General features: G+C 73.2%; 13 protein-coding genes and 2 pseudogenes. 8 read left to right on the top strand and 7 right to left on the bottom strand.

Annotated elements, in window-relative coordinates; genetic code table 11:
- Positions 1-228: 228 nt before the first annotated feature.
- The gene (locus HEP85_RS06015; RefSeq protein ID WP_168526834.1) at positions 229-846 is read right to left on the bottom strand and encodes a TetR/AcrR family transcriptional regulator; all 618 of its coding nucleotides are present in this window, start codon (positions 844-846) and stop codon (positions 229-231) included.
- A 272-nt stretch (positions 847-1,118) separates the two neighbouring features.
- Here HEP85_RS06015 and HEP85_RS06010 point away from each other — a divergent pair.
- The 4 genes and pseudogenes from HEP85_RS06010 to HEP85_RS05995 all read left to right on the top strand — a co-directional run.
- Positions 1,119-1,637: pseudogene (locus HEP85_RS06010) on the top strand ((2Fe-2S)-binding protein); the annotation flags it as partial.
- Positions 1,638-1,822: 185 nt separating this feature from the next.
- Positions 1,823-2,815, top strand: coding sequence for a xanthine dehydrogenase family protein subunit M (locus tag HEP85_RS06005; RefSeq protein ID WP_168526832.1), 993 nt, complete (start codon positions 1,823-1,825; stop codon positions 2,813-2,815).
- Positions 2,812-4,947, top strand: coding sequence for a xanthine dehydrogenase family protein molybdopterin-binding subunit (locus HEP85_RS06000; RefSeq protein ID WP_168526830.1), 2,136 nt, complete (start codon positions 2,812-2,814; stop codon positions 4,945-4,947). Before HEP85_RS06005 ends, HEP85_RS06000 begins: the two co-directional genes overlap by 4 nt.
- Positions 4,940-6,112 (top strand): XdhC/CoxI family protein, encoded by a 1,173-nt coding sequence (locus HEP85_RS05995; RefSeq protein WP_329285751.1) that lies wholly within the window; start codon positions 4,940-4,942, stop codon positions 6,110-6,112. Before HEP85_RS06000 ends, HEP85_RS05995 begins: the two co-directional genes overlap by 8 nt.
- A gap of 49 nt (positions 6,113-6,161) precedes the next feature.
- Here the strand turns inward: HEP85_RS05995 and HEP85_RS05990 are convergent, their stop codons facing one another.
- The 3 genes from HEP85_RS05990 to HEP85_RS05980 form a co-directional block, all read right to left on the bottom strand.
- Positions 6,162-6,947: an HAD family phosphatase gene (locus HEP85_RS05990; protein WP_168526829.1), complete on the bottom strand. Its 786-nt coding sequence runs from the start codon at positions 6,945-6,947 to the stop codon at positions 6,162-6,164.
- Positions 6,948-6,981: 34 nt separating this feature from the next.
- The gene (locus tag HEP85_RS05985) at positions 6,982-7,458 is read right to left on the bottom strand and encodes an Lrp/AsnC family transcriptional regulator (protein WP_168526827.1); all 477 of its coding nucleotides are present in this window, start codon (positions 7,456-7,458) and stop codon (positions 6,982-6,984) included.
- A gap of 114 nt (positions 7,459-7,572) precedes the next feature.
- Positions 7,573-8,400: an oxidoreductase gene (locus tag HEP85_RS05980; RefSeq protein ID WP_168526825.1), complete on the bottom strand. Its 828-nt coding sequence runs from the start codon at positions 8,398-8,400 to the stop codon at positions 7,573-7,575.
- 532 nt (positions 8,401-8,932) lie between these two features.
- Here HEP85_RS05980 and HEP85_RS05975 point away from each other — a divergent pair.
- Together HEP85_RS05975 and HEP85_RS05970 are read left to right on the top strand one after the other, a co-directional pair.
- Complete coding sequence (locus HEP85_RS05975; RefSeq protein ID WP_369657621.1) at positions 8,933-9,475, top strand: hypothetical protein; 543 nt, start codon at positions 8,933-8,935, stop codon at positions 9,473-9,475.
- Positions 9,476-9,480: 5 nt separating this feature from the next.
- Positions 9,481-10,371, top strand: coding sequence for a universal stress protein (locus tag HEP85_RS05970; protein WP_329525684.1), 891 nt, complete (start codon positions 9,481-9,483; stop codon positions 10,369-10,371).
- 5 nt (positions 10,372-10,376) lie between these two features.
- Here the strand turns inward: HEP85_RS05970 and ppk2 are convergent, their stop codons facing one another.
- Positions 10,377-11,180, bottom strand: a complete 804-nt coding sequence (ppk2, locus tag HEP85_RS05965; protein WP_168526821.1) for a polyphosphate kinase 2 — start codon at positions 11,178-11,180, stop codon at positions 10,377-10,379.
- Between the two features lie 47 nt (positions 11,181-11,227).
- On the opposite strand from ppk2, the gene HEP85_RS05960 reads away from it, so the two are divergent.
- Together HEP85_RS05960 and HEP85_RS05955 are read left to right on the top strand one after the other, a co-directional pair.
- Positions 11,228-13,627: a phosphoketolase gene (locus tag HEP85_RS05960; RefSeq protein WP_168526820.1), complete on the top strand. Its 2,400-nt coding sequence runs from the start codon at positions 11,228-11,230 to the stop codon at positions 13,625-13,627.
- A gap of 282 nt (positions 13,628-13,909) precedes the next feature.
- Positions 13,910-15,637, top strand: a pseudogene (locus tag HEP85_RS05955) (GAF domain-containing protein); the annotation flags it as partial.
- A 174-nt stretch (positions 15,638-15,811) separates the two neighbouring features.
- Here the strand turns inward: HEP85_RS05955 and HEP85_RS05950 are convergent.
- Both HEP85_RS05950 and HEP85_RS05945 read right to left on the bottom strand, forming a co-directional pair.
- Positions 15,812-16,510, bottom strand: coding sequence for a response regulator (locus HEP85_RS05950; RefSeq protein WP_369658110.1), 699 nt, complete (start codon positions 16,508-16,510; stop codon positions 15,812-15,814).
- A gap of 182 nt (positions 16,511-16,692) precedes the next feature.
- Positions 16,693-17,157: a cyclic nucleotide-binding domain-containing protein gene (locus tag HEP85_RS05945; protein WP_168526818.1), complete on the bottom strand. Its 465-nt coding sequence runs from the start codon at positions 17,155-17,157 to the stop codon at positions 16,693-16,695.
- Positions 17,158-17,332 lie beyond the last annotated feature (175 nt).

The following is a 17,332-nucleotide window of genomic DNA, read 5'->3' as shown; positions in this document are numbered from 1 at the left end:
GTCACCCCCGCCCGGCTGCCGAGCCGGTGACGTGATCCCGGCACCGCGCGCGTGACGTCACGTGGCGCGCGGTGGTGCGCCGCCCGGGGTCGGGACACCCGGTGGCGCCATCGGCGCGGCGCGGCGCGGGTCTCACGTCGGCGCGTCCGAGTACGGCGTGCGTCTCACGCCGGTGCGTCTGACCTCGGCGTGCGTCTCATGCGGTGTGTCCGGACTCGGCGCACCCCTTCACCCCGCGTCCGCGGAGGCTGTACCGGACGCCGGTGGGCGTGGACCCGGTGCGCCCACCCGCAGACCGTCCATCACCAGGTCCAGCAGACGTGCGGCGCGCGGCTGCCAGTCCCCGTGCGCGTCCATCTGCCAGAGGCCGGCGATCGCGAGGACGAAGTCGTCGGGGGTCACCCCCGGGCGGATGGTGCCCGCCCGCTCGTTGGCGTCGAGAAGGAGCGAGACGGCCGAGGAGACCGCGCCGTGCCCCAGCCTGGTCAGGGTGCCCCGGGTCACGGTGGACGCGCGCAACGCCTCGGCCAGTCCCGCCTTGGCCGTGGCGTACTGCGCCAGCCGGTCCATCCACTCCCGCAGCGCCCGGTCCGGAGCGCGGGTCTCCAGCAGCTGGGCCGCGGTGTCGGCGAGCTGCTGCACCTCGTAGCGGTAGACCTCCAGGACCAGCGCCTCGCGGTTGGGGAAGTTCCGGTAGAACGTTCCCTGTCCCACGCACGCCTTCTTGGCGATCGCGCTGAGCGGGGTGTCCGAGGAGCGGGTCAGTTCCGCCAGGGCCACTTCGAGGATGCGCTCGCGGTTGCGCTGCGCGTCCGAACGCAGCGGGGTGTCCTTCTTCTGCTGCACTCGTCCCCCTTCCGGAAGCCCGTGGCACTCGGGACGGAGGCCGGGCCTTGATAAGTGGACAGCTGTCCGCTAAGTTCGGAGCTAGTGGACAGCTGTCCACTTAGGTTCACCATAGCGTGAGATCCGGCCACCGTGGACTGCTCGGCGCGCCTCGAAACCGGTCCCGCGCCGCGCCCTGCGCGGGCGGCCCCGGCCCATCCGCCCCCCACCCACCAGCGCACCGCGCCATTCCTTCCCCCGCGACCCCGCGACTCGGCGAAAGAAGGCTGATCATGGCCCCATCGACGTCCAGCGCCATCACTTTGAACATCAATGGCGAGAAGTACACGCTGCCCGTCGACCACCGCACCACCCTGCTCGACGCGCTGCGCGAGCATCTCGATCTGACGGGTACCAAGAAGGGCTGCGATCAGGGCCAGTGCGGCGCCTGCACGGTGCTGCTCGACGGGCGCCGCGCCGTCTCCTGTCTGCAACTCGCCGTCGCCGCGGAGGGCCGCGACATCACCACCATCGAAGGTGTGGCGGACGGGGAACGACTGCATCCGGTGCAGCAGGCCTTCCTCGACCTCGACGGCTACCAGTGCGGCTACTGCACACCGGGCCAGATCTGCTCGGCCCTCGGTGTGATCGAGGAGCACGCGGCGGGCTGGCCGAGCGCCGTGACCGCCGACGTTCGGCCCGAAGCGGGCGTCCCGCCGCTCACCGCGGAGGAGATCCGGGAGCGGATGAGCGGCAACCTGTGCCGCTGCGGCGCCTACGTGTCGATCGTCCGGGCCGTCGCCCGGGCGGCACGGGACGGCGCGGCCCGCGCGGGGGAAGTCACCCCGCCCGTCCGAGCCGTGCGGTCGGACGTCATGGAATCCGACGTCATGGAATCCGGTGCCGGGCAATCCCGTGCCGCGGAATCAGCTGCCATGGAGACGGACGTGGCCGAGGAACCCGGCGGGACCGGAACGGATGCCAAGGGGGCTGCGGCATGAGGGAGTTCGGCTACGAGCGAGTCTTCGACGTGGCGGGCGCGGTCGCCCTGCTGGGCGCCGACCCCGAGGCGCGCTGTCTCGGCGGCGGCACCAACCTCGTCGACCTGATGAAGAGCGGGGTGGAACGGCCCGCGCGCCTCGTCGACGTGCGTGAACTTCCCCTGGACCGGATCGAGTTCACTCCGGGCGAGGGGCTTCGCATCGGCGCGACCGTCACCAACAGCGACCTCGCCGCGCACCCCGAAGTGCGGCGCCGCTACCCGGCGTTGGCGCAGGCCGTCCTGGCCGGCGCCTCGGGGCAGTTGCGCAACATGGCCACGGTCGGCGGGAACCTGCTCCAGCGCACCCGCTGCGGCTACTTCACCGACCTGGCGAAGCCCTGCAACAAGCGTGTTCCCGGCAGTGGTTGTCCCGCCATCGAGGGCGAGCACCACAACCACGCCGTCCTGGGCGCCTCCGCGCACTGCGTCGCCACGCACCCCTCCGACATGGCGGTGGCCCTCACCGCCTTCGACGCCGTCGTCACGTACGAAACCCTCGACGGGCCGGGCGAGTTGCCCCTCGCGGAGTTCTATCTTCCGGTGGGCGACACTCCGCACCGGGAGACCGCCCTGCCGTCCGGCGCGCTGATCACCGGCGTCACGGTGCCCGCCGCCCCGGTCGCCGCCCGCTCCCGCTACCGCAAGGTGCGCGAGCGCGCCTCGTACGCCTTCGCGATCGGCTCGATCGCCGCCGCGCTCGACGTCCATGACGGTGTCGTGCGCGAGGTGCGCCTCGCCTTCGGGGCGGTGGCGTCCCGGCCGTGGCGTGCCCGGGAGGCCGAGCGGGCGCTGCTGGGGGGACCGGCGGACGCCGTTGCCTTCGCCGCCGCCGCGAACGCCGGACTGGCGGGGGCGAAGCCGCTGCCCCACAACGGATACAAGGTGCCCCTGATGCGCAATCTCGTCGTGGCGATGCTGACCGAGCTCACCGAGGAGGCCGCCCGATGACCACGACGACCACGCCGACCACGGCGGTCGCGGCCGTCGGCACCGCGCACACCCGGGTGGAGGGCGTGGCCAAGGTGACCGGAGCGGCTCGCTACGCCGGTGAGGTGCCGTATCCCGAACTCGCCCACGGTTGGCTGGTGCTGTCCACCGTGGCCCGCGGCCGTGTCCGCGCCGTGAGGTCCGCGCCCGTCCTCGCGATGCCGGGTGTCCTCGCCGTCCTGCACCACGAGAACGCCCCACGCCTCAACGGCGGTTACACGAACGCCTTCGGCGTACCCGACCCGATCGCCCAGATCTTCCAGGGGGACCACGTACCGTACTCCGGCTGGCCGGTGGCCCTCGTCGTCGCCGGGACACCCGAGCAGGCGAGGGAGGCCGCCGAGGCGCTCGTCGTCGAGTACGACGCGGAGCCGCACGACGTCGTGTTCGCCGCCGGGCTTCCCGGTGTGTACACGCCGGAGAGCGCCCCCGCCGAGACGAAGGGCGACCTGGAGGCCGAACTCGCCGCGTCCGCCGTCGTCGTGGACGCCGAGTACAGCACCCCGGAGGAGCACCACAGCCCCATGGAGCCGCATGCGGCGGTCGCGCGGTGGGACGGTGGCCGGCTCGAGGTGATCGACTCCAACCAGGGCAGCAGGTTCGTGGCCGACGAACTGGCGAAACTGTTCTCGCTCGACCCGGAGTCGGTTCGGGTGCGGTCCGAACACGTGGGAGGCGGCTTCGGTTCCAAGGGGACCCGCCCCCACTCCGTCGCCGCCGCGATGGCCGCGACCGTGCTGCACCGCCCGGTCAGGGTCGTCATGACCAGGCGTCAGATGTTCTCCCTCGTCGGCTACCGCAGCCCCACGGCGCAGCGGGTCAGGCTCGGCGCCGACGCGGACGGACGGCTGCGCGCGGTCGAGCACCGGGCCGAGAGCCTCACCTCTACCGTCCACGAGTTCGTCGAGCGGTGCGCCGAGTACGGGCGGGCGATGTACGGCTCCGACGCGCACCACTCCGTCAGCCGCGTCGTACGGCTCGACGTGCCGACGCCGAGCTGGATGCGGGCCCCGGGGGAGGCACCGGGTTCCTTCGCGCTGGAGTCCGCGATCGACGAACTCGCCGAGAAGTGCGGCCTCGACCCGATCGAGCTGCGTCTGCGCAACGAGCCGGACGTGGGCCCCGTCTCCGGGCTGCCCTTCAGCAGCCGCAATCTGGTCGGCTGCTTCGAGGAGGGGGCGCGCAGGTTCGGCTGGGCGGGCCGTGACCCGCGCCCCGGAGTCCGCCGCGAAGGGCGCTGGCTGCTCGGCACCGGCACGGCCGCGGCCACCTTCCCGATGCTGTCCGCCCCGTCCACCGCGGCCGTGACGGCGGAGCCCGACGGGACGTTCACCGTACGGATCACCGCCTCGGACATCGGGACCGGGGCGCGGACCGCGCTCACCCTGGTCGCCGCGGACGCGCTGGAGACGGAGCCGGAGCGCATCCGGATGCGGATCGCGGACAGCGACTTCGGCCCGGCGATGATCGCCGGCGGTTCGATGGGCACCCGCTCCTGGGCCTGGGCGATCCGGGTAGCCGCGGCCGAGCTGCGCGAGCGGCTGGTCCTGGGCGGCGCCGTCCCGCCGGAGGGGATCACGGCACGCTCGGACACCTCCCAGGCCGTCGGCGCGCTGCCGCCGATGGAACGGCACACCTTCGGGGCGCAGTTCGCCGAGGTCGCCGTGGATGTCACCAGCGGGGAGGTGCGGGTGCGCCGGATGCTCGGCGTCTTCGCCGCGGGCCGCATCGTCAACCCGCTGACCGCGCGCGGGCAGTTCGTCGGCGGCATGGTCTGGGGCCTGTCCATGGCGCTGCACGAGGAGGCGGTCCGGGACCGGGCCACGGGCGGCCATGTCGGCGCCGACCTGGCCGGCTACCACTTCGCCGCGCACGCCGACGTACCGCACATCGAGGCGGACTGGGTGGACGATCCGGATCCGGACGACCCGGTCGGCATCAAGGGCATCGGTGAGATCGGGGTCGTCGGAGCCGCGGCGGCGATCGCCAACGCGGTCTGGCACGCGACCGGCGTACGCCACCGGAACCTGCCGATCCGCCCCGACCGGGTCCTGCTCGCGGGGATCGAGGCGGAAGGGGATCACGGTGCTTGACCTCGCCGGCGAGCTGCACCGCTGGGCCGACGAGGGCCGGGACTTCGCCGTCGCCACGGTCGTGGGCGTCGGCGGCAGCGCGCCGCGCGGTCCTGGCGCCGCCCTCGCCGTGGACGGCGACGGCACGGCCGTCGGCTCGGTCTCCGGGGGATGCGTCGAGGGGGCCGTGTACGAGCTGTGCGTCCAGGCGCTCCGGGACGGCCGGACGGTGCTGGAACGGTTCGGGCACAGCGACGCGGACGCCTTCGCGGTGGGGCTGACCTGTGGCGGTGTCATCGATGTCCTGGTCACTCCGGTGCGCGCGGACGCACCGGACCGAAAGGTGTTCGAGGCGGCGCTGGCGGCCGCGGCCCGCGGCGAGCCGGCCGCCGTCGCCCGGGTGGCCCGGGGACCGGCCGAACTGCTGGGCAGGGCGCTGCTCGTCCGCCCCGACGAGACGTACGGGCCACCGGTCGAGGGAGGTCTCAGCGGGTCCCCGGCGCTGGACGGCACCGCGACGGCGGAGGCCCGCGGCATGCTCACGGCGGGGCGTACCGGCACGGTCGAGGTCTCCGAGGACGGTTCGCGGTGCCCCGGAGGCGTGACGTTGTTCGTGGAGTCCAGCGTGCCGCCGCCCCGTCTGATCGTCTTCGGCGCCGTCGACTTCGCCACGGCGCTGGTACGGGTCGGCAAGTTCCTCGGCTACCACGTGACCGTGTGCGACGCCCGCCCCGTCTTCGCCACCCGGGTCCGCTTCCCCGAGGCGGACGACATCGTCGTCGACTGGCCGCACCGCTATCTCCGGCGCACCGGGACCGACGAGCGGACGGTCCTGTGCGTGCTCACCCACGACGCCAAGTTCGACGTACCGCTGCTGGAGGCGGCCCTGCGGATGCCGGCGGCCTTCGTCGGGGCCATGGGGTCGCGCCGCACCCACGAGGACCGTGAGCGGCGGCTGCGCGAGGCCGGTCTCAGCGAGCGGGAGCTGGCCCGGCTGAGGTCCCCGATCGGGCTCGACCTCGGCGCCCGTACGCCGGAGGAGACCGCGCTGTCCATCGCGGCGGAGATCGTCGCGGCCCGGGAGGGCGGCACCGGCGCTCCGCTGACCGGCTCGCGGACGCCGATCCACCGCGACGGGGGCGGCGGCCCGGCCGACGGTACGACCGGGACGCGGGAGGCCGCCTGACGGGTGGCGGCCGGGTGTGGGTTCACGCGGTGGGGGACTTACCCGCGGCTCAGGACGTGCCGGAGGAGCCGGACGTGTCGGAGGGGCCGGATGTGCCGGACGAGCCGGACGGGCCGGACGGGCCGGACGGGCCGGAGGTGCCCGAGGACCCGGCCGAGCGTGCGAGCCAGTCGTACGCGGCCCGCGCCGTGAACTCGGCCTGGCCGCCGCGCAGCAGCAGTTCCGCCGTGCCGAACACCGGGTCGTCGGCCTGCGCGGTGACGTACGGGATCGCGAGGCAGCGCATCCCGGCCGCGTGCGCGGCCGCGGCGCCCGGGGCGGCGTCCTCCAGGACCACGCAGTCCGCCGGAGCGGCCCCCAGCCGGGCGGCCGCCTCCAGGAAGACGTCGGGTGCGGGCTTGCCGTGCGCCACCTCGTCGGCCGAGACGACGGTCGTCAGACGGGCCGCCAGGCCGGTCCCCGTCAGGATCGCCTCGATGGCGGCGGCCGAGGAGCCCGAGGCCACGGCCATCGGGACGCCCTCGTCGGCCAGCAGTCCGACGAACCTCCGCATCTCCGGATAGACATGCGTGGAGGCACGGGCCAGCTCCAGATAGCGGCGGTTCTTGTCGGCGAGCAGGACCTCCAGCGGAGCCCGCAGACCGTAGCGCTCCTTCCAGAGGGCGAGCGTCTCCCGGGTGCTGATGCCTACGTACTGTTCGTGGTCGGCCCAGGTGAAGTCGGTGATGCCCTGCTCGGCGAGCGTCTGCCGCCCGGCTTCGAAGTAGTTCGGCTCGCTGTCCACGAGAGTTCCGTCGAGATCGAAGATGACCGAGGTGCGGCCGAAAGCGCTCATGGGGTCCAGGATGCCAAGACCGTCCCCGCTCCCGTCAGCCGTTCGGCGTCCGGCCGATCGACTCCACCAGCGGCAGCACCCGGTGCGGAACACGTTCGCGCAGCGCCACCTCGGTGCGGGTACGTACGACGCCGGGCATGCTGATGAGCGACTGGATCACATCCTCCAGGTGGGCGTTGTCGCGCGCCACCACCCGGGTGAGCAGATCGCCGCCGCCCGTGATCGAGAACGCCTCGATGATCTCCGGTACGGCGGCGAGCGCGTCGCCCACCTCGTCGAGATGGCCCTGCGTGACCTCGATGTGCACGAAGGCCAGCACGGGGTGGCCGAGCGCCGCGGGGGACAGCGAGGGTCCCATGCCGGTGATCACCCCGTCCCGTTCCAGCCGGTCCAGGCGGGCCTGCAGCGTGCCGCGGGCGACACCGAGCGTGCGGGCGTACTCACGCACACTCGTACGAGGCTGCTCCAGGAGCAGCCGCAGGATCCGGGTGTCGAGCTCGTCCACGGCCATGGTGCGCCGGCCTTCCTGCCGCCTGAAGTGATCTTCACCGACTGTACCGACGGCTCCTTGCGCGACCGATGGCCCCTTGCGCGGCGGACCGGCCCTGACGGTGAGGACCCCAGGTCAGGTGCCGGGACCCGCGGGGGAGGACGGGGACTCGACCTGGTCCCAGCCGACCACCGGGCCGCCGTTCCGGGACAGCAGGACATCCTCTGGGCGGGCACGCTCGTCGTGACCGGCGTCGCCGTCCGGGAAGCCGTCGAGGGCCACCCGGATCCGCTCGGCGGGCAGGCCGTGTCCGAGCAGGGCACGGGCGGCCGCCCGGACCGTCTCCACGGGGCCGCAGACGTAGGCGGTGGTGTTCGCGGGTTCGAACCGGGCCCCGTCCAGGAGAGCCGTGACCGCGCCGACGGGGCCCTCCCAGGCCGGGCCGGGGCACTCGACGGTCACCGCGCAGTGCGGTGGGCCGTGCGCCGCCGACCAGGCGTGTGTCTGCTGGGCGTAGAGGATGTCGTCCGGGGTGCGGGCGCCGACCAGGACGTTCAGGTGTCCGTACAGCTGCGGGGCGGCGAGTGCGTCGAGGACGAGCGGCCGCAGTGGCGCCGGGCCGAGTCCGTCCGCGACGACCAGCAGGTCCTGTCCGGCGGCCCTGTCGAGTTCCCAGCCGGTGCCGAACGGGCCGCGCAGACCGACCCGGCCGCCCGGCCGAAGGGCACACAGCGCGGCCGAGACCGCCTCCGCCGACCGTATCGTGAGGGCGAGTTCGTGGCGGTCGATGCGGGACACCGGTACCGGGATCCGGCCCACCCCGAGGGCGTGCACCAGGGCGTAGCGGCCGGGCGTGAACGGCGCGAGCAGTCCGGTGCCGGTCGGCGCGAGGGTGAGGGTGACGGTGTCGGCCGTCTCGTCACGGGCCTGGGTCACCTGATAGGGGAGGGGAACGTCGTCCATGGCCGGCCTCCGCTGCCGTTGGGGCGTACGTACCGGTACGAGGACCGTCCGGTCGCTCACCGGAGGGGGCACCGGGTCGAGGGTGCTCCCTCCAGCGTGGACGCTCGGGCGGGCGGGCACCACAGGTCGGTACGGCCCCCGGGCTCGGCGCACCGGGCCCACCTGCGGTGACTTCCCTTTCGTCGGCTGCTTCCGGGCGCGGGGTCCGGGTCTTCCGGGTGCCGGCGGCGCCGGGGGACAGGTCGTGGTGGGGCAGCGGGTCGGTTCATGAACGGTGTCGCTGACGTCGTGCCAGTCCCTGGCACGACGTCAGCCCTCATCACTGCCGTACATCGGCACCCACCGCTGACTGTCCGACGGCGGGGGGCGGGGACGGCGCGAGATGAGCTACGGCGGAACTCCCGCCCCCGTCCCCCCGCGTCCGTCCATAGGGCCGTTCGGCCCCCGCCGGGGACCTGCGGCCCCTGCACCGCGGCCTTTCGGGACCAGAGGCTGGGAAGGGACCGTCAGCCCGGCCCAGGAAAGGGAGACCATGCCCCGCAGCGTTGCCGTCTTCGGTGGGCTTCCGGTCGTCGAGGAGCGTCCCGCTCCCGCGGCGGGCCACGGGCAGGTTCTGGTCCGGGGTGTCACCCGTCCGGCTCCGCGGCGGCCGACGTCACGGCGGCGGCGAACGGCCGTGCCCCGGCCGGGGCGGGCACGCGGGCGGTGCGAGCGGGGCCCGTCCGGCGGGGGGACGCCGCGCGGCGAGCGGATCACCACCACGGTGGTCGAAGCCGCCTTCGCCCCTTCCCGCCCCGGGTTGCGGCCCGGCGGGAAACTCGTGAGGGTGGCCGTGCCGGCGTACCGCACGATCCGGGCCCCCCTCCACGGCACGGTCCGAGACGGCATCACGGTGACGGGATCCGACCCCGGGACGTGGCACGACGCCGCCGAGGTCCTTCGGCCGCACGCCGTGGACCGGACCGGAGCCGTCCACGGGACCCGTCCGCTCGCGTCCGCCGACGAGCCCGCCGACGAGGTGCCGCGCGGTCGGGCCAGGACCGGGATCGTCCTCGATCCCGGCACGGGAAGGTGAGGATCTTGGAGCTTCCCCTCGTCGTGGGCGTCGACGGTTCGGAACCGAGTCTGCGCGCCGTGGACTGGGCGGCGGACGAGGCGGCGCTGCGCGGTGCTCCGCTGCGGCTGGTGAACGCCTCACTGTGGGAACGCTACGAGGGAGTCTCCCGCGCCACGGGAGCGGACCGGCCCTCGGAGCAGGTGATGGTGGAGGACGTCGTCGAAGCCGCCACGCGGCGTGTCCGTGACCGGCGGCCCGGCGTGAACGTGTCCGCCGACGTCCTGCCCGACGACCCGGTGAGTGTCCTGCTGCACGAGGGGCACGCCGCCTGCGCGCTGGTCATCGGCTCGCGCGGGCGCAACGGGCTCGTCGAGCTGCTGCTCGGCTCGGTGAGCCTCGCGGTGGCCGCTCGTGCCGACTGCCCCGTGATCGTGCTGCGCGGTGGCCACGAGAGCCGCCCGGCGGCCGGGGAGCACCGGCGGATCGTCCTCGGGGTCGGCGACGGCCCGCACAGCTCCGCACCCGCGCGCTTCGCCCTCCAGGAGGCGCAGGCCCGCGGGGCCGCCCTGGACGCGGTACGGGCCTGGCGGTGGCCCGGCCGGGAGCCGACGGACCAGCCGCCCGTCGAGGGGGAACCCGCCCGACGGAACGAGCGGCAGGCGGTGGAGATCCTGGAGTCGGCGCTCGGCGGACCCGCGGCGGACCATCCCTCGGTGGAACTCCGCCTGCGGGCCGCCGAGGGGCCCGCCCGCGGCGTGCTGCTGGCCGCCGCGGCCGAGGCGGACCTGCTGGTCGTCGGTGCCGACCGGCACCACGGACACGTCGGTCTGCCGGTCGGCCGGATCGCGCACGCCGTCCTGCACGGGTCCGACTGCCCGGTCGCCGTCGTCCCCGGCCGGGCGGGAACACCGTGACCGGCTCAGAGGCTCGCCGCGTGGTCGGGGACGTACGTCTGAAGATCGCGTGGCGGCCGCTCGTACCCGGTCGACGGCGGCCGGGGCGGCAGTTCGAGCACCGGCGGGGGCACCTCGTAGTACGGCACCGAGTCGAGCAGATGGGCGATCATGTTCAGCCGGGCGCGCCGCTTGTCGTCGCTCTCGACCACGAACCAGGGAGCCTCCGAGATGTCGGTGTGCACCAGCATCTCGTCCTTCGCCCGGGAGTACGCCTCCCAGCGGGTGATCGACTCCAGGTCCATCGGAGAGAGCTTCCAGCGCCGCGTCGGGTCCTTCAGCCGGCGCCGGAACCGGTCCTGTTGCACCGCGTCGCTCACCGAGAACCAGTACTTGCGCAGCACGATCCCCTCCTCCACGAGCATGCGCTCGAAGATCGGGCATTGACGCAGGAAGAGTTGGTACTCCTCCTTGGTGCAGAAACCCATGACGTGCTCGACACCGGCCCGGTTGTACCAACTGCGGTCGAACAGAACGATCTCCCCGGCGGCCGGCAGATGCTCGACGTACCGCTGGAAATACCACTGGGTGCGCTCGCGCTCGGTCGGCCTGGGCAGCGCCACGGTCCGTGCGACCCGCGGGTTGAGGTGCTCCGAGACCCTTTTGATCGTGCCGCCCTTGCCCGCCGCGTCACGTCCCTCGAAGACCACCACGAGCCGGGCGCCCTCGGTGCGCACCCACTCCTGGAGCTTCACCAGTTCCGTCTGGAGCCGCAGCAGTTCCCGCTCGTACACCGCCCCCGGCAACGCCGCCGTCCTCTTGCCGGCCATGCCGCCTCCTCCGCCCGCTGACTTGCCCCGATGACTTCGGAGTCACCATGCCCAAGGTCCAACCGTCCAAGGTGGAACAACAGGACGCCACCGTACTGAGCGACGAGGAACTGCGCACCCTGGACGCCCACTGGCGGGCCGCCAACTACCTTGCCGTGGGCCAGATCTACCTGCTGGCCAACCCACTGCTGACCGAGCCCCTGACCCCCGCCCACATCAAGCCGCGGCTGCTGGGCCACTGGGGCACCTCGCCCGGACTCAACCTCGTCCACACCCACCTCAACCGGGTGATCAGGGCCCGCGGCCTGGACGCGCTGTGCGTCTGGGGACCCGGTCACGGCGGGCCGGCCGTGCTCGCCAACTCCTGGCTGGAGGGCAGCTACAGCGAGACCTACCCGAACGTGTCGCGGGACGCGGCCGGCATGGAGCGGCTGTTCAGGCAGTTCTCCTTCCCCGGTGGCGTGCCCAGCCATGTCGCCCCCGAGACACCGGGCTCGATCCACGAGGGCGGAGAGCTCGGCTACTCACTCGCCCACGCCTACGGCGCCGCCTTCGACAACCCGGACCTGCTGGTCGCCTGCGTCATCGGGGACGGCGAGGCGGAGACCGGCCCGCTGGCCGCGTCCTGGCACTCCAACAAGTTCCTCGACCCGGTCCACGACGGGGCCGTCCTGCCGATCCTGCACCTCAACGGCTACAAGATCGCCAACCCGACCGTGCTGGCCCGCATCCCCGAGCCCGAACTCGACGAGCTGCTGCGCGGCTACGGCCACGACCCCATCCATGTCACCAGTGACGACCCGCACCAGGTGCACCGGGCCATGGCCGACGCCTTCGACCGGGCCCTGGACCGCATCGCGCTGATGCAGCGCACCGCCCGCGAGGACGGCGTGGCGGAACGGGTGCACTGGCCCATGATCGTGTTGCGCACGCCGAAGGGCTGGACCGGTCCGGCCGAGGTGGACGGCCTGCCCGTCGCGGGGACGTGGCGCGCCCACCAGGTCCCGCTGGCCTCCGTGCGCGAAAACCCGGAACATCTGCGCCAGTTGGAGTCCTGGCTGCGGTCCTACCGCCCCGAGGAGCTCTTCGACGCGGAGGGCCGGCCCGTCGCCGAGGTCCTCACCTGTGTCCCGGAGGGAGCGCGCCGGCTGGGCGCCACCCCGCACGCCAACGGCGGTCTGCTCGTCCGCGACCTGCCGGTCCCCTCCCTGGACCGCTTCGCCGTACCCGTCGACAAGCCGGGCGCGACCCAGCACGAGCCCACCCGCGTCCTCGGCGACCTCCTCGAACAGGTCATGAGGGACAGTGCGCACCGCCGTGACTTCCGGCTGGTGGGCCCCGACGAGACCGCGTCCAACCGGCTGGACGCCGTCTACGGCGCCAGCGGCAAGGCATGGCAGGCCCAGACCCTCCAGGTGGACGAACACCTGGACCGGCACGGCCGGGTCATGGAGATCCTCTCCGAGCACATCTGCCAGGGCTGGCTGGAGGGCTATCTCCTCACCGGCCGGCACGGCCTGTTCTCCTGCTACGAGGCCTTCGTCCACGTCGTCGACTCGATGGTCAACCAGCACATCAAGTGGCTCAGGACGTCGAGGGAGTTGTCGTGGCGTGCCCCGATCGCCTCCCTGAACTACCTGCTCACCTCGCACGTCTGGCGTCAGGACCACAACGGCTTCTCCCACCAGGACCCCGGCTTCGTCGACCATGTCCTCAGCAAGAGCCCGGAGGTCGTACGGGTCTACCTGCCGCCGGACGCCAACACCCTGCTGTCCGTGGCCGATCACGTGCTGCGCAGCCGCGACTACGTCAACGTCGTCGTCGCGGGCAAGCAGCCCTGCTTCGACTGGCTCTCCATGGACGAGGCGCGCGCCCACTGCGCCCGCGGCGCCGGCGTCTGGGAGTGGGCGGGCTCGGTCGGCGCGGACCGCGAACCGGACGTCGTCCTCGCCTGCGCGGGCGACGTCCCCACCCAGGAGGTTCTGGCCGCCGCCGACCTCATCCGGCGCCAACTGCCCGAACTCGCCGTACGCGTCGTCAACGTCGTCGACATGACCCGTCTGATGCCGCACGAGGACCACCCGCACGGGATGAGCGACCTCGAGTACGACGGTCTGTTCACCACCGACAAGCCGGTGATCTTCGCGTACCACGGCTACCCCTGGCTCATCCACCGCCTCGCCTACCGCCGCACCGGCCACCCCCACCTGCACGTCCGCGGCTACAAGGAGATGGGCACCACCACGACCCCCTTCGACATGGTCGTCCGCAACGACCTGGACCGCTACCGCCTCGTCATGGACGTCATCGACCGGGTCCCCGGCCTCGGCGTCCGCGCCGCCGCCGTACGCCAGCGGATGGCCGACGTCCGTACCCGCCACCACGCCTGGATCCGCGAACACGGCACCGATCTGCCCGAGGTCGCCGACTGGAGCTGGACCGGCTGACGACCGGCACCCCGTGGGTGTCGAGGAGGAGCCCGCCGTCGTGACCGCACACCCCGAGCGGGCTTCCGGCGCCCGATGAGCACCGGGCCGAGGAACGCCGCCGAACTCCGTACGCCCCGGGGTGCGGCGGCGTTCCTCGGTACCGACGGGTCGATTCCGGCGCGAGCCCCGTCCGGGGGCCCCGTGGCGTCCTGGTGATGAGACCGGGGCTCCCGGCCAGTACCGTGAAGACACGAGAGCTGGTCCGAGCTGCCTTGTCTGCCCTGCCGGTCGGAGGAAGCGATGAACGCGGACGGGAGCCAGGGGTCCGGGCAGCATCTGCCCCGACTGCGGCTCGATGAGCTGCTGGGCGAGCTGCAGGTGCGTATCGACGCGGTGCGCGGCACCAGGGACCGCCTGCACAGCCTGCTGGAGGCCGTCCTCTCGGTCGGGCGGGAGCTGGACCTGCCGCAGGTCCTGCGCAGCATCGTGGAGGCCGCGGTGGTGCTCGTGGACGCCGAGTACGGGGCGCTCGGCGTCATCGGCGGGGACCGGAAGCTGTCCGAGTTCCTGACCGTCGGGATCGACGACGAGCGGCGCGCGCGGATCGGGACGCTGCCCAGCGGGCACGGGCTCCTCGGCGAGCTGATCCGGCACCCGGTGCCCCTGCGGCTGCCGGAGCTCTCGCGGCACCCGGAGTCGTACGGCTTCCCCGCCCACCACCCGCCGATGCACTCGTTCCTCGGGGTCCCGATCCGAGTGCGCGACGAGGTGTTCGGGAACCTCTACCTCACCGAGAAACGCAGCGGCACGCAGTTCGACGCCGAGGACGAGTCGGTCCTGTCGACGCTCGCGGTCGCGGCCGGGGTCGCCATCGAGAACGCGCGGCTGTACGAGGAGACGCGCCTGCGCGAGCGGTGGCAGCGGGCCAGCGGGAAGGTCACCAGCGTGCTGCTGACCGGCGCGCCCGGCGAAGAGGTGCTGGAACTGATCATCGACGAGGCGCGGAAGATCGTCTGCGCGGACATGGGGATGATCGCGGAGCGGGTGCCGGGCGAGGAGGCCCTGCGTCCGGCACTGGCGGTCGGCCTCGGTGCGCGCGAGCGCGGCGGCCTGGTGCTGTCCTCCCGGGACGGCCTCGTGGGAGCCGCGCTGGCCACGGCCGAGCCGGTGGTCAGCACCGACATCGCTCACGACCTCGCGCACGACGCCCGGCCGGGCGCGGACGCGGCCCTGTGGGCCGGGCTCGGGCCCGTGGTGGCGGTGCCGCTGGGGACCAGTGGAAAGGCGCGCGGAGTGCTGCTGCTGGGGCGGGAACCGGGCGGCGTGCCGTTCGGTGACGCGGACACCGGTCCGCTGCTCGGGTTCGCCGACCAGGCCGCCCTGGCCCTGGAACTGGCCGAACGGCGCCGGGACGCGGAACAGATCGCGCTGCTCCAGGACCGTGACCGCATCGCCCGCGACCTCCACGACCTGGCCATCCAGCGGCTCTTCGCGGCGGGCATGACCCTGCAGAGCGCGCAGCGCTTCATGGAGCATCCGGAGGGGAGGGAGCGACTGACGCGGACCGTCGACGACCTCGACGACACCATCAAGATCATTCGGTCCACGATCTTCGGTCTGCGGGCGCACGGCGCCGGTACAGGGGAGGACAGCGGGCTGCGCGGCCGGGTCTCGCAGGCGGTGACGGCCTCGGCCACCTCGTTCGGGTTCTCGCCCGCGCTGCGGATCGAGGGGCTCGTGGAGACCGACGTCCCCGGCGAGATCGCCGACCACGCCGTCGCGGTGCTCGGAGAGGCACTGAGCAACGCGGCCCGGCACTCCGGGGCACGGGCCGTGGACGTCCGGCTTCGGTGCGGCGGAGGCGAGTTGACGCTGACGGTGGCCGACGACGGCTGCGGGGTGCCCCCCGGGGCCGGGCGCAGCGGGCTGCGGAACCTGGAGGAGCGTGCCGTCGCCCTGGGCGGATCCCTGACGGTCGGCGAGAGGCCGGAGGGCGGCGGTACGCGGCTGGTGTGGCGGGTGCCGGTGGCCCCGGCCGACCCGCGGGCGGCCGGGGGGCCGGGGGCGTCCGAGACGGTGGTCCGGGTGGTGCCGGGCGAGGGGCTTAAGCGGGCGTCCCGGACCGGTGATGTCGCGGTGCCGTCCCTCTGCCGGGGCACGGGGCACGGGGTACGGGGCACGCGGGCTGTGGGGCGCGGCGCCTCAGCGTGCGGAGCGGCCCGTCGTGTCCGGGTTCTCCAGGTGGCTGGCCAGGACCGCCGCCTGCACACGCCGCTGGACACCGAGTTTGGCCAGCAGCCGGGAGATGTGGTTCTTCACCGTCTTCTCGGACAGGTACAGCTTCTTGCCGATCTCCCGGTTGGTGAGCCCGTCCCCGATGAGCGCGAGGATGTCGCGCTCGCGGGGCGAGTAAACGAGCTCGGGAGCGAGGGTAAGCTCCCCGGCCGGGTCGGCGCGCAGCGACCGCATCAGCCGGGCGGTCGTGGTCGGATCCAGCATCGACTGGCCCGAGGCGACCGTGCGCACCGCCGAGACCAGGTCGGAGCCCTTGATCTGCTTGAGCACATAGCCCGCGGCCCCGGCCATGATCGCGTCGAGCAGCGCCTCCTCGTCGTCGAAGGACGTCAGCATCAGACAGGCCAGATCCGGCATCTGACTGCGCAGCTCGCGGCAGACGCCGATCCCGTCGCCGTCCGGCAGGCGTACGTCGAGCACGGCCACGTGCGGGCGCAGCGCCGGGCCGCGCACCAGCGCCTGTTCGACGCTGCCCGCGTCGCCGACCACCGAGATGTCCGGCTCGGTGTCCAGCAGATCGGTCAGGCCGCGGCGTACGACCTCGTGGTCGTCCAGCAGAAAGACCCGGATCGGGTTCTCTTCCGTGAAGGCACGCGCCTCGGCCATGACGACCCCTTGTTCCGTTGCTCCCTGGCGGATGTTCCCTGGCGGACCGCCGATCGTTCCCCGGGCGGACCTACGTCCCGGACCGCGAGCCGGTCGTGACGACGATCATCGCCTTCCGGGCCCGGGTGCACCAGGGCCGACCGGTCCAACCCGGGCGACGCGGCCGACGAGGGCCGCCGGCGTCAGCCGAACGGGCCGCTGCCGTAGGGCGCGTACAGGTCCAGCAGCCGTGTCCTGGCCGACCGCAGCCGTCGCGCCACGGTGTCCCCCACCCACTCGGCCACCGCCATTCCCAGCACCGGGTCGTCCTGGCACATGGTCCTGACTTCCTCGGCGTCGAACTCGAACGCGCGCACAGGGCTGGTCGTCTCGGCGCCGAGATGCCAGATGTGGGGCTGGAACAGCCAGGACCAGCCGATGAGTTCGTTGTGCCCGAGGGTCTCGATGACGGCCGCGCGACGGCCCGGTACGCGCAGGTCGAGCGTGATGGTGCCGGTCCGGATGATCCAGAACCGGTCCGCGCGCCTGCCCTCCTCGAACAGACGGGTTCCCTGGGGGAACGACACCTCGCGAGCGAGACGCATCAGGTGCTCGCGGTGTTCGACGGGCAGTGCCCGCAGCCTGGTGAATGTGGGGGAAGCGTTCATGTCCCTGTCTCTTCCTGACGCGTGGCCCTGCCGCATTCACACTCTCCCCGTCCCGCGGCCGGTGCCAGGGGCCACCCGGCCCCGGGGACCGGGCCGCATGGCATCGGACGGGACGGCAGCCACGGCCCGTCCGCGCGCCCCGGACCGCGGGTGGCCGTCCTGCCCCGTCCGGCCG

Origin of the sequence: Streptomyces sp. RPA4-2, from assembly GCF_012273515.2 — a bacterium.
Taxonomy (GTDB): Bacteria; Actinomycetota; Actinomycetes; order Streptomycetales; family Streptomycetaceae; genus Streptomyces; species Streptomyces kaempferi.
The sequence above is the reverse complement of the archived record's forward strand: the minus strand, read 5'-3'. Positions and strand labels throughout refer to the sequence as shown.